This window comes from Rhodococcus sp. MS13 (assembly GCF_013277835.1).
GTDB classification, from domain to species: Bacteria; Actinomycetota; Actinomycetes; order Mycobacteriales; family Mycobacteriaceae; genus Rhodococcus_F; species Rhodococcus_F erythropolis.
Genome location: NZ_VBTL01000001.1, coordinates 489,037 through 501,462, shown reverse-complemented (window position 1 = coordinate 501,462; position 12,426 = coordinate 489,037). Strand labels below are relative to the sequence as shown.

Genomic DNA, 12,426 nt, shown 5'->3' with positions numbered 1-12,426 from the left:
ATAGAGCCGAATTCGTCGCGACGATCAGGATCCTGCACGTGCGAGGATTGCTTCGGCCAACTCTTCGGCTCGCTCTTCCGGAATCCAGTGACTTCCGCCGTCGAGCACGACGAACTCGTAGGGAGCGTCCACGAATTCACCACAGCGTTCTGCGCCTGCGCGGCCGAGCGCTGTGTCGCCGGTGCTCCAGACATACGTGGTCGGCACGGTGGTGCGATCGATGTCGCCGAAGTCGCGAGTCATCGCGCGGTACCAGTTCAAGGCGCCGGTGAGCGCGCCCTCCCCGCTCAGGACACGAATGTGCTCGTCGACGAATTCAGGATCGATCTGGCCGTCGAACATGGCGCGCAGCCGGCGGAAGTTGTCCTCCGACAACACTTCCTCGGCTTTGCCCTCCTGTCGGAGAAGTCCGATGTACGACGAGCGTTGCTTCTGGTCCTCGTCCTCGCGGAGTGCCCAACCGAAGGCGGTGGGGTGGGGGACCGAGATCGCCGTCAGGCTGCGGATCCGGTTCGGATGGCGACCGGCGACCTGCCAGGCGACCGCCGAACCCCAGTCGTGGCCGACCAGATGCGCGTCGGACAGGCCGAGTGCGTCGAGCAATCCGACGACGTCGGCTACCAGATGCTCGATCTTGTAGGCATCCACCCCTTCGGGGCGCGCGCCGGCGGAGTATCCGCGCTGATTCGGTGCGATCACACGGTATCCCGCCGCGGTGAGCAGTGGTGTGACCTTGCCCCAGGATGCGGCGCTCTCCGGGAAGCCGTGCAGCGCTACCAGCGGAATGCCGTCGTCCGGGCCCGAGATCAGTACGTCGAAGGTGAGGTCGCCAACGGGGATTTCGTATGTACTCGTGGAAGACATGACTCTCACCGTACGTCGAAAAGGTGAACCCGAGGTCAGTTTCGAGGTGGATTCCAGGTGGCCATTCCGAGCATGATGACTCGCAGTTGCTTCTCGGCTCGTGTGATGACGGCGGCTTCGTCGCGATACCCGGCCGTCCCGGCGTCCAGCAGTTCGACGACAGCGCTGAACATCGTCGAGACGATCAGGTCGGCAGCCATTTCCAGATCGTCCGACGACCAGCTTTCCAGTCCGGCAATTCTGGAGAGGTCGATGGTCAGTTCGCTGACGAACAACCGCATTTCAGTGGCTATCGCACGTCGTACCTCACTGACGCCGCTGTAGCGTTCGCGGCAGAGGAACCGAAACTGTCGCTCGTGTGTATGCACTTGTCGCACAAGGATGCCCAGTGACGTAGCGGCGTCCTTGGTGCTGGGATTACGCCTTGCGTCGCGCAGCATCTGGCGCAACATGCGCATGCTCTCTTCGACGAGGACGACACCGACGTCCTCCAGTGAAGCGAAGTGGCGGTAGAACGCCGTCGGAACGATCCCGGCTTCCCTGGCTACCTCTCGCAAGCTGATTCCGGCGAAGCCGCGATCGGCCGAGAGGTCCATGGCAGTGTCCAGGAGCGCTTGGCGTGTGCGTTCCTTCTTTGCGGCACGACTTTCCGGCTCCCTGTTGTCGGGTTCCCTGCGCTCTGGGTTCACCGGTCCGGCCTTCGTCACGACGTCGAGTGTAGGTACAGGCATTCCGGCTCCTTTCGGCAACTCGTGTAACTCGGATCACATTCTTGTTGACATGTACTTGTGTGCACCTGTCACACTATCTTCGGTGAACATTTGTACACTGAATTCACGCAGTCGGGGGAAGCTAGCCCAGCAATCGGTACACCCGGCAACCGAAGTACGAGGAGGGTCATGACAATCGCATCTGCTCCTGAGAACACGACACCGAAGTCCACACCTCGGCGCGGACTGTCCTTGGTGGGACTGATCGAAGCCATGGCTGCTCCACATCAGATCGATCGGTACCTCGAGTTGGTCAACCCGATGGCGACCGTTCGTGACATCCGCGCGCAGGTTGTCGCCGTCGACCATCCGACCGCTGACTCCGTCACTCTGACGCTGCGCCCGACTCGCCAGTGGCGCGGTTTTCAGGCGGGCCAGTTCGTGCAGTTGGGCGTGGTGATCGACGGTGTTCGTCACACTCGCTGCTACTCGCCGGCCGGCGGCGCGTCTACGCGCAACGGGCTGATCGAGCTCACCGTGAAAGCGCATCCCGGTGGCCTGGTGTCGCAGTATCTGTACGCCAACGCGGCGCCCGGACTCGTTGTCAGCCTCTCGCAGGCAGACGGTGTGTTCTCCCTTCCCGTCGACCGCCCGCGTCGGGTGTTGTTGATCAGTGGCGGCAGTGGAATCACCCCGGTCATGTCGATGCTTCGGACGCTGGTGGAGGAGGAGCACTCGGGCGAGATCGTGTTCGTGCACTACGCGAACACCGATGCCGACGTGGCATACACGCGCGCGCTGAAGACAATCGCCGAGCAGAACCCGAACGTGAAACTGGTACTCGTGTACACCGAAAGCGGTGGAGGTGACCTCGAAGGTTTCTTCGATCGCGGGCACCTCGACGCCGTGGCTCCGTGGATCGCCGATCCGGACACGATCGACGCCCAGGCTTATCTCTGCGGGCCTCCCGGTCTGATGCGGGGAGTGCGTGAGGTGTTCCGTGAGGTCGACGTCGAGCACTTGCTCAATACCGAGGAGTTCGCGCCGGCGGTGGCCGAGCCGGGTGAGGCCGGCGGCGAGGTGTCATTCACCAAAAGTGGGGTGGCGGCCGAGAACTCCGGCGAAACACTTCTCGAACAAGCAGAAGCTGCGGGCCTCAATCCCGAATACGGATGCAGGATGGGAATCTGCTTCTCCTGCACCTCCGTCAAGAAGGCGGGTCGTACCCGAAACGTGCGCACCGGTGAGACAGACGACGAGCCGGACAAGAAGATCCAGCTGTGCGTCAGCGCTCCCGTCGGCGACGTCACCGTCGACATCTGAAGTCCCATTTTTCACACGACTGTCTGGAGACCGACATGTTTGGACTTTCACTTCCCACCCTCCCGTTCCTCGGCAACGGTTCCGATGCGAAGGACGACGCTCCCGTCGTCCTGACGTACGAGCAGGTCGAGGAGATCGGCCGCGAGTTGGACGCATTGCGTGATCGCACCGTCGCTTCGCTTGGGGCCGAAGACCGGGAGTACATCTACAAGATCATCAAGGCTCAGCGCGGGTTCGAGGTCGCAGGTCGCGGCTTGATGTACCTCGGATTCCTACCGCCGGTGTGGCTCGCGGCAGTCGGTGCGCTGAGTGTGTCGAAGATTCTCGACAACATGGAGATCGGCCACAACGTCATGCACGGTCAATATGACTGGATGCGGGAACCCGGGCTCAATTCCGAAGTCTTCGAATGGGATACGGTGTGCCCGGCCGACCAGTGGCGACACTCGCACAACTACATGCATCACACGTACACCAATATTCTCGGCAAAGACCGTGACATCGGATACGGCATCCTGCGTATCGACGACGCGCAGAAGTGGAACCCCTATTACCTCGGTAATCCGGTCTGGGCCTTTGCCTTGATGATGCTCTTCGAGTGGGGTGTGATGATGCACGATCTCGAGATCGAGAACGTCATCCAGGGCAAACGCAGGTGGCACGACGTCAAGCCGCTTCTGAAGGGCTGGTGGAACAAGGCGGGCAAGCAGGTCCTCAAGGACTACGTCATCTTCCCGGTTCTGACGGGGCCGCTGTTCGTGACCACTCTCGCGGGGAACGTCACCGCCAACCTGGTCCGAAACGTGTGGACGTACTCGATCATCTTCTGTGGCCATTTCCCCACCGGCGTACAGAGCTTCACCGAGGACGAGACGGCCGACGAGACTCGTGGTCAGTGGTACGTGCGTCAGATGCTCGGCAGCGCCAACATCGAGGGAAGCCCGCTCTTCCACATCATGTCCGGCAACCTCTCGCACCAGATCGAGCACCATCTGTTCCCGGACCTGCCTGCGCATCGTTATCCGGAACTCGCTCCCCAGGTGAAAGAATTGTGTGGGAAGTACGGTTTGCCGTACAACACCGGTGGGTTCTTCAAGCAGATCGGTTCGGTATGGGGCAAGATCTTCAAGCTCGCTCTTCCGCCCGGTTTGGTCAAGTCGAAGACCCCTCCCGGTGTTATCGTCGAGCGCCAGCGAACTGCAGCCTGAGAGGCACACACTGATGGTCGGGAAATTCGAACGCCGCAAGGACACGGTCCAGGAACTGACCGAAAGTGCAGCCAACCACGTGGGCTCCATCGCGATGATCATCGCCGGGGCTGTTCGAGACGTGACGCGCGAGATCGGTGACTGGGTGTCCGACGGAATCGAGATGCGTGAAGCAGCGAAAAAGGCTGCGGCTGACGATCGTTCGGAGTCCGTGACCATCGAGCACGACGAGACCGATCCACCGGAAGATTGGCGTTGATTCCAACTCTTCGATCGCCGAGACAGTAAGGCCGACGGCCGGATCGCCCAACCGCGAGCCGTTTCGCCTGAACGACCACGTTGCCCTCCGTCACAGATGACGGAGGGCAACGTGGGTTTCGTGGACTGTTTCGGCGGCCGAAGACGCGGATCGAACACCGATCACGAGTGAGGTCCTAAGCAGCGCTTCCGAGGCTCGCCGAGTCGAAGCTGCCGAGCCCGGTGCTACCGAGACCGCTGCTACCGACCCCGCCCAATGCGAGCGCATTGCTGCTACCCGCGCTCAGTAGCTGGACGATGATGTTGATGACGATGGGGTCGCCGGTGAGCGGAATTGTAGGCACAGGGGGACCTGCTTTCTGTTTCGAGATGTGGTGAGCAAGGTGAGCGGCGACGGGATCGTCGACGTGGTCAGGCGGGCTGTTTCAGCCACTTCCGGTGCTGCCGAGCGACACGATAGAGCCGTTGCCGAAGCCGAGTGCTCGGGAGAGTGAGCCGAAGTCGATGACCAGGCTGCCCAGGGTGTGCTGGTTTATCACGGTGGTTCCTGTCTGTGCCGCGACTTTGTGATGCGAGCGGGTAAGTCGATCAGGGAGCAGGCGTCGTGGGAGTTTCGCCGCCGCCGCCGCCAATCGGAGAGTTGTTGGTGTAGAGGAAACTGCTGCCGGCGTTGAACATCTGTAGGACGGTGTTCATGACGACGGCCAAAGCGCCTGTGGTTGGTGCGGCGATCATGTGCTTGCTCCTGGTTTCAGCGGTGGCGACGTGGTGGTCACCGTGGTCACCGCCATCACAGTGTCAGGCGGCTTGGAGCGGGCCCTGCGCGAGAGATTCTCTCGCACAGGGCCCGAGATTCGTCCTAGGAGACGCCGCCGCCATCCGTCGAGCCCGTGCCGGTGCTGCCCGCGTTGAAGAGCTGCAGGATGGTGTCGAAGAAGGCACCGAGGAGAGCGTTATCCTGGCCGTTGATCATGTGTTTCCCCTTAATTGTTACTGGTTTGCGCGGTGATTCGCACCACACTTTTATAGCCCGGTTCGGAGCGGAAAAGTGGGGTCCAGGCGCCACACGTGGACAGCTAATAGCGAGGATGTGAGTGTTCACATTTTCGCTGGACGATTGTCCACATCAGTGCTTGCGAAAGTCAGAGAGATCATGGCAGCGCGCAGTTTGAGCAGTTCAGAGGGCAGGGCCGGATCCAATCCGGTCAGGGTTGCGATGCGCTTGATTCGATTGTCGACGGTGTTGGTGTGCAGGCCGAGCGCCGACGCGGTGCGCTGACGATGCTGGCCGTTGGCGAGATGTATGGACAATGTCTGCAGCAGTTCCGGATTGCCGTCGAGTGGCCTTAGAAGATTGATCAAGCTGTCGCGGCCTGCGCCACCCCGAGTGAGTTGATACTCGAGCGCGAGGTCTTCCATTCGGTACGACCGCGCCGGCAGTCGCAGGCGCCGCACGAGTTGCGCCAATTCGTGAGTGGTTGCTTGAGCGGCGGCGATATCTCGTACCGCGGCGTTCTCGGCGATTGCTGTGATCTCCACCCCGACCGTTGCGCGTGCACGTTGGATGACCTCGCACACTGTTCCCCAGTCGGGTGTGCCCTCGATCAGGACCAGGCCACGTTGCGGTGCAGGAGCTTCGAGCAGCGCCGACCCGAAGTGGGCCGCGATTTTCGATTGAGCGACGGAGAGGTCACGGTAGGCCTGTATGCGCTGGTGGTTGCCGTTGCGTGCTCCCGGGCGGATGGGCGGCAGGTTCACCAGGAGCCGCAGGACGAGATAGCGGGGTGCGAGTTCAACGCCCATCTGCAACGCAAGCTGGGTGGGATCGTCGCCGTCCAGCATGGCTTTCACGAGAGCGCCGGCGGAGTATTCCCCGAGTTGGGAACCGGCTGGAAGAGCCGAGAGATAGCTGATCGAGATGAACGAGTGAAGCCGCTGCGCGAGTGCGAACAAGAACTCGTTGAGATCCCCGAGATTGGCGGAGTCCTCGGCGTCGGCCCGGCTGAGGATGAGGGTGCGAAAAGTGCTGATGCCCTCGTTGGTCAAGTTGAGGATCGCGCTGAGTGGCACGCCTTTCAATGCTTGTTGGACGGTCATCGTGTGAATGCCGTCCAACTCTTGGTCGGTGGGAAGTTTGCGGTGATCCAGCAGCTGGATCCCCACTTGGAGCCCCTGCACGATCACCGCAATCAGTTCCCGACGAACTGCCTCCGTTTGGAGGGAAGTCAACGTCGGGTTGGCACGGGACAGGTGATCTACGAGATCGCTTGCCAGTGGGATGACGTCGTTGACCGCTGTGGAGGCGGGCTTGCCTCCCAACATGAGCGGTCCCGGGTTGTTCAGCAGCGCTGGGGACATGGGTGGCCTCCTCTAGACAGGTGCGTCGCCTGGCACAGGCACCCGGAGGCTCGGCGCGTTACGAAGCGGGGTACACGCTGAGGCCTTGTTCGGGGACATACTCGCCGCTGAAATTTGCGGATCGAATTGCGCCAGGCGTTGTGATTTCTACCACATGAACGATCGTCCAACTGTGAAATGGACAAATGTGAAGATAAGTCCATATGCCCCACGCGCTGCGGACCTAAACAATCGTCCACTTACGGTGTTTTTCGACGTCAGAGCGGAAAACGGATTCGGAGGACACCACGAGTTCCGTCTGGGATCATTGCCGGCGCCCACGGTGCTCGTCGCGGGCGATTTGCTCAGATCAAGCTCGAGGGCCCTGGGTCCTCGCGGACCCAGGGCCCTCGAGGCCTAGGTATTGATTCGACCAGTCCGATGTACGGGAACCGGTTCAGGGTGAAATCACCCCTTTTTGTACTGCTGTCTGTATTGCGGAAATCTCTAGATGACGCCCAGCGAAATCATGGCGTCGGCCACCTTCACGAAGCCGGCAATGTTCGCGCCGTGCACGTAGTCGCCCGGCTTTCCGTACTCGGCAGCGGTGTTGATGGTGCGCTTGTGAATGCCGCGCATGATTCCGGCGAGACGCTCGTCGGTGTACTCGAAGCTCCAGGAATCACGCGAAGCATTCTGCTGCATTTCGAGGGCGGAGGTTGCGACGCCACCGGCGTTGGCCGCCTTGCCGGGCGCGAAGGCTACGTTCGCGTCACGGAAGAGCTGGATGCCGCCGGGGGTGGTGGGCATGTTCGCGCCTTCGGCAACGGCCTGAACGCCGTTGGCGATCAAGGTCTTTGCGGCATCTTCGTCGAGCTCGTTCTGAGTCGCGCAGGGGAGTGCGACGTCGCACGGCACGTCCCAGATGGAACCATCGGCGATGAACTCGGCATGCGGAACTGCGTCGGCGTACTCGCTGATGCGGCCGCGGCGAACTTCCTTGATCTCCTTGAGGAGGTCGAGATCGATGCCCTTCTTGTCCACGATGTATCCCGAGGAATCCGAGCAGGCGATCGCGACGCCGCCGAGCTGGTGGATCTTCTGGATTGCGTAGATGGCGACATTGCCGGATCCGGAGATCACGACGTTCTTGCCTTCGAGGCCTTCACCCTTTGCCTTGAGCATTTCGGCGACGAAGTACGCGACGCCGTAGCCGGTGGCCTCGGTGCGAACCTGCGATCCGCCCCAGGTGATGCCCTTGCCGGTGAGGACGCCCGACTCGTACGTGTTGGTCAGCCGCTTGTACTGACCGAACAGGTAGCCGATCTCGCGACCGCCGACGCCGATGTCGCCGGCCGGAACGTCGGTGTATTCACCGATGTGACGCTGCAGTTCGGTCATGAAGGACTGACAGAAGCGCATGACCTCTGCGTCGGAGCGGCCCTTGGGATCGAAGTCCGAGCCACCCTTGCCGCCGCCGATGGGCAGGCCGGTGAGTGAGTTCTTGAAGATCTGCTCGAAGCCGAGGAACTTCACGATGCCCAGGTTGACGCTGGGGTGGAAGCGCAGGCCGCCCTTGTAGGGGCCGAGTGCACTGTTGTACTGCACGCGGAAGCCACGGTTGACGTGAACGTTGCCCTGGTCGTCGGTCCACGGCACGCGGAAGATGATCTGGCGTTCCGGCTCGCAAAGCCGCTCGATGAGTCCGGCGTCGGCGTAGCGGGGGTGGCGTTCGAGCACTACGTGAAGAGACTCGAAGACCTCTGCGGCGGCCTGATGGAACTCGGGCTCTCCTGCATTGCGAACCAAAACCTGATCGTAAATCTGCGCTACGCGGTCACGTACGGACACCGCTCACCTACCTCGTTGTGAGAACTCTTTTACATTTCCGTTACATACTAGGCGCCTTTATTGCTGTATCGGACAACTGTCCTGTGAAGGTGAAATCGGACACAGCTGTCACTTGTGTCAGTTGAACGGGCGATTTATAACAATTTGCTCAGCTTTCACTCTCTTAACACAGTCCAAATGGTTTGCTTCTGCGGTCGGGGATCACTGTGCCTGTGGTCCGAACGGGAGTCGAAATGATCAGAGGGGCTGCACGTGCGTAATAAACACTCCATGTCGGCGATGTTGTCGATAGGCGTCGTCACGATTGCCGCGACGATTGCCGCAGCACCGTCTGCGTCGGCGATCGGCGGACCGTGTGGGTCGGGAGGAAGTGGTTCCGCCGGATCGATGACGGGTTCGCTCGGTTCGCTGACCGGATCACTTGGCAGTGGTTCCGCCGGTACCGGCTCCCTCGCCAACGCGTTGCCCTGGATCACCGGCGCGCCCAACGGTGCTCTGCCGGTGCTGACCGGCCGCACCAAAGCGATCGAAATGGTCACTGGCCCAGGCAGTCCCAACAACACGATCGAGCGGTTCAACGTGTCGGGAACCGACCTCGGAATCATGTGGGACAACGGTCTTTCGGGGCCGGATCACGACGTTCTGATGGCATTCGGCGATACGGTTGGCGACTGCGACACCCCGGGTGACGACTGGCGCAGCAACGTGTTGTTCCGCAGCAACGACACCGCCATCGCCGACGGCATGAAGATCGACAGTTCTCCTTTGGACGGCCCCAATCATTCCAAGGAGATCATTCCGGGATTCGGCATTCCGGGCGAGTTCACCACCATCCCGACCGCTGGAATCTCTTACGGTGGTGTGCAGTACATCAGATTCATGTCCGTTCGGTCGTGGGACGAACCCGGAGCCTGGACCACCAACTACTCGGCTCTGGCTTTCTCCACGGACAACGGCGAGAACTGGGAGCTCGATCCGGCGACGGTTCGCGCGAACACAGAAGGACTCGGTATCCCGGGGATTCCGGCGGTATCACCGATCAATTCCAACTTCCAGCAGAGCGCCTTCCTCGACGGACGCGATGGTTACCTGTACGAATACGGAACTCCCTCAGGTCGTTTCGGTAAGGCGGTCCTGGCGCGAGTGGCCGGCGCCGACATCAGAAACCTCGGCGCCTACGAATACTGGGACGGCTCCGGTTGGAGTCCGCGAGATACCGATGCCGTTCAGGTCATCAAGGCACCGGTCAGTGAACTTGCCGTGCAGTGGAACGACTACCTGAACAAGTACGTTGCCATGTACACCAGTGCCGAGGGCAACCTGGTGATCCGTCAGGCCGACCAACCGCAAGGCCCGTGGAGTGGTACGCAGACCCTGTTGAGTGGAATCACGTTGCCCGCGTTGTACGGCGGATTCATGCACCCGTGGGCGAGCGGACAGTTCCTCGAATTCGTCGCCACCACGTGGGACCGTTACAACGTCATCTACATGCGGACCGATTTGAACGGACTCCAGATGGCGTCATCGGATTCGCGCGATCGTCCTGACCCCGCGACCACCGGTGAGGCTCGCGTCCTCGAAGTCACGATGCCGGAAGACCGCTAGCCCGAGCAAGATTCGACAACTGTGGCCTGCAACTCGATCGAGTTGCAGGCCACAGTTTTGTGAGCGTTGATTTCGGTGATGCTCAGAGAATGAAGAGCATTTCCTGATACGTCGGGAGTGGCCAGTGATCGTCGGCGACGATGGTTTCGAGGAAGTCGGCCGCTGCACGTACCTCTGCCATGGCGGGCAGGAGTGCGTCCTGTGCGTGCTTGGCCTGATCGAATGGCGACTCGCCGGCGTCGGTGTCGATTGCTGCGCGCAGGGCCGCGAGCGCTGTGCGCAGAGCCGCAACGGGCGCCGACACTTCTTCGAGCGGAGCTGAATCCGGTTCGAGGCCGGCGGACTTCAGTGCGACGAAGTTCTGCGCAACTTCCGTCTGGTGGCGCACTGCAGCCGGAAGGATCAGCGTCGTACCGATTTCGGCGGCCAGGCGTGCCTCGACGCCGATGCTCAGTGCGTACTGTTCGAGTCCGACCTCGTAGCGACTGTGCATCTCTCGGTGGTTGAAGACCTTGTACTTCTCGAAGAGTTCCATCGAGGACTCGGTGATCAGTTCAGGAAGGGCGTCCAACGTCGTGCGAAGGTTCGGCAGGCCGCGAGACTCGGCCTCGATCTGCCAGTTCTCCGAGTAGCCGTCGCCGTTGAAGACAACCGCACCGTGGTTGGTGATGATCTCGGTGAGCAGATTCTGGACGGCGGTGTCGAAATCGGCGCCGTCGGCGACCGCGGCCTCCAGTTCGGTGGCCATGTAGTCCAAGGCCTCGGCCATGATCGTGTTGATGGTGACCATCGGGCCGTTGACTGTTTGCAGCGATCCTGGTGCGCGGAACTCGAAACGGTTGCCGGTGAAGGCAAATGGGCTCGTGCGGTTGCGGTCGCCCGGATCGGTCGGCAGGACGGGAAGGGTGTCGGCTCCGATCATCATGGTGCCCTTGTCCTTCGACGATGTTGCCGCGCCCTTGGCGATCTGCTCGAAGACGTCGGCCAGTTGATCGCCGAGGAAGATCGAGATGATTGCCGGGGGAGCCTCGTTGGCACCGAGACGGTGATCGTTGGTTGCCGATGCGACCGACGCGCGCAGGAGGCCGGCGTATTTGTGGACGGCCCGGATGACTGCGGCGCAGAATACGAGGAACTGGGCGTTGTCATGCGGATTGTCGCCGGGGACAAGCAAACTGCCGAGTTCGGAGTTGCCCAGCGAGAAGTTGACGTGCTTGCCGGAGCCGTTGACACCGTCGAACGGCTTCTCGTGGAACAGACATTCCATGCCGTGCTTCTTGGCGATGGTTTTGAAGGTGGTCATCAGCAACTGCTGGTGGTCAGCGGCGATGTTGCCTCGCTCGAACATCGGGGCGATTTCGAACTGGCCGGGCGCAACCTCGTTGTGCCGTGTCTTGGCGGGGATGCCGAGTTTGAACAGTTCCCGCTCGGTGTCCATCATGAATCCGAGCACACGTTCCGGGATCGCCCCGAAGTAGTGGTCGTCGAACTCCTGGCCCTTGGGCGGCTTTGCGCCGAAGAGTGTTCGGCCGGCGTTGAGGAGGTCGGGGCGGGCGAGGAAGAAGTGTCGATCGATCAGGAAGTACTCCTGCTCGGGACCGCAGAACGACACGATGTGCTCGGGGTCGTCGTGGCCGAACAACTTCAGGATTCTTTCGGCGTGGAAACCCATTGCCTGTTGTGAACGCAGCAGGGGAGTCTTGTGGTCGAGCGCTTCGCCGGTCATCGAAACGAACACGGTCGGGATACACAGTGTGTTGCCGTTGGGGTTTTCGAGAACGTAGGCCGGGCTCGTGACATCCCAGCCGGTGTATCCGCGAGCCTCGAATGTGTTGCGCAGCCCGCCGTTCGGGAAACTCGAAGCGTCGGGTTCACCTTGGATCAAGGTCTTGCCGGCGAACTCCGCCAGTGCACTGCCGTCGCCGACCGGCTCGAGGAAGCTGTCGTGCTTCTCGGCCGTCAACCCGGTCAGTGGATAGAAGACGTGGGCGTAGTGGGTTGCGCCTTTCTCCAACGCCCAGTCCTTCATCGCCGACGCGACCGCATCGGCGACCATGGGATCAAGCGGTTTGCCTTGCTCGATCGTCGCCATCACCGACTTGTAGACGAGCTTGGGCAGTCGCTTCTGCATGACCACCTTGTTGAAGACGTTGGCACCGAACACCTCGCCGGGTGTCTCGTCGGTGGTGAAACTGACCACCGGAGGTGTGTAGGCCTCGACGTCCTTGATCGCTTGCAAGCGAACTGCATTTCCACTCATGTGCTTACCC

The 12,426-nt window shown here is 61.2% G+C and carries 11 protein-coding genes; 4 read left to right on the top strand and 7 right to left on the bottom strand.

The annotated features are described in order from the left end of the window. Positions 1 to 24: 24 nt before the first annotated feature. Positions 25 to 864: an alpha/beta hydrolase gene (locus tag FEZ59_RS02245; RefSeq protein ID WP_172932167.1), complete on the bottom strand. Its 840-nt coding sequence runs from the start codon at positions 862 to 864 to the stop codon at positions 25 to 27. Positions 865 to 899: 35 nt separating this feature from the next. Continuing rightward, positions 900 to 1,595 carry a TetR family transcriptional regulator gene (locus FEZ59_RS02240; RefSeq protein ID WP_003945327.1) on the bottom strand — a complete coding sequence of 232 codons (696 nt, stop codon included), beginning with the start codon at positions 1,593 to 1,595 and terminating at the stop codon, positions 900 to 902. 168 nt (positions 1,596 to 1,763) lie between these two features. On the opposite strand from FEZ59_RS02240, the gene FEZ59_RS02235 reads away from it, so the two are divergent. From FEZ59_RS02235 to FEZ59_RS02225, 3 genes are read left to right on the top strand one after another with little or no spacing between them, the layout of a single operon-like run. Further along, positions 1,764 to 2,897: a ferredoxin reductase gene (locus FEZ59_RS02235; RefSeq protein ID WP_021344756.1), complete on the top strand. Its 1,134-nt coding sequence runs from the start codon at positions 1,764 to 1,766 to the stop codon at positions 2,895 to 2,897. Between the two features lie 35 nt (positions 2,898 to 2,932). Continuing rightward, entirely contained in the window at positions 2,933 to 4,105 is a 1,173-nt protein-coding gene (locus FEZ59_RS02230) for an acyl-CoA desaturase (protein WP_172932166.1), read from the top strand. A gap of 13 nt (positions 4,106 to 4,118) precedes the next feature. After that, positions 4,119 to 4,364: a hypothetical protein gene (locus FEZ59_RS02225; RefSeq protein ID WP_019749125.1), complete on the top strand. Its 246-nt coding sequence runs from the start codon at positions 4,119 to 4,121 to the stop codon at positions 4,362 to 4,364. Positions 4,365 to 4,539: 175 nt separating this feature from the next. Here FEZ59_RS02225 and FEZ59_RS02220 read toward each other — a convergent pair whose 3' ends face one another. From FEZ59_RS02220 to gdhA, 4 genes are all read right to left on the bottom strand, one after another. Continuing rightward, positions 4,540 to 4,707 (bottom strand): hypothetical protein, encoded by a 168-nt coding sequence (locus FEZ59_RS02220; protein WP_003945367.1) that lies wholly within the window; start codon positions 4,705 to 4,707, stop codon positions 4,540 to 4,542. 244 nt (positions 4,708 to 4,951) lie between these two features. Continuing rightward, entirely contained in the window at positions 4,952 to 5,098 is a 147-nt protein-coding gene (locus FEZ59_RS02215) for a hypothetical protein (RefSeq protein ID WP_167333749.1), read from the bottom strand. Between the two features lie 363 nt (positions 5,099 to 5,461). Next, on the bottom strand, positions 5,462 to 6,721 hold the full coding sequence (locus FEZ59_RS02210; RefSeq protein ID WP_019749122.1) for a helix-turn-helix domain-containing protein: 1,260 nt from the start codon (positions 6,719 to 6,721) through the stop codon (positions 5,462 to 5,464). Positions 6,722 to 7,207: 486 nt separating this feature from the next. Further along, positions 7,208 to 8,551 (bottom strand): NADP-specific glutamate dehydrogenase, encoded by a 1,344-nt coding sequence (gene gdhA, locus FEZ59_RS02205; protein WP_003945368.1) that lies wholly within the window; start codon positions 8,549 to 8,551, stop codon positions 7,208 to 7,210. Positions 8,552 to 8,821: 270 nt separating this feature from the next. On the opposite strand from gdhA, the gene FEZ59_RS02200 reads away from it, so the two are divergent. Next, the gene (locus FEZ59_RS02200; RefSeq protein WP_029255687.1) at positions 8,822 to 10,156 is read left to right on the top strand and encodes a DUF4185 domain-containing protein; all 1,335 of its coding nucleotides are present in this window, start codon (positions 8,822 to 8,824) and stop codon (positions 10,154 to 10,156) included. Positions 10,157 to 10,238: 82 nt separating this feature from the next. Here the strand turns inward: FEZ59_RS02200 and FEZ59_RS02195 are convergent, their stop codons facing one another. Beyond that, on the bottom strand, positions 10,239 to 12,416 hold the full coding sequence (locus FEZ59_RS02195; RefSeq protein WP_019749120.1) for a glutamine synthetase III: 2,178 nt from the start codon (positions 12,414 to 12,416) through the stop codon (positions 10,239 to 10,241). Between the last annotated feature and the right edge of the window lie 10 nt (positions 12,417 to 12,426).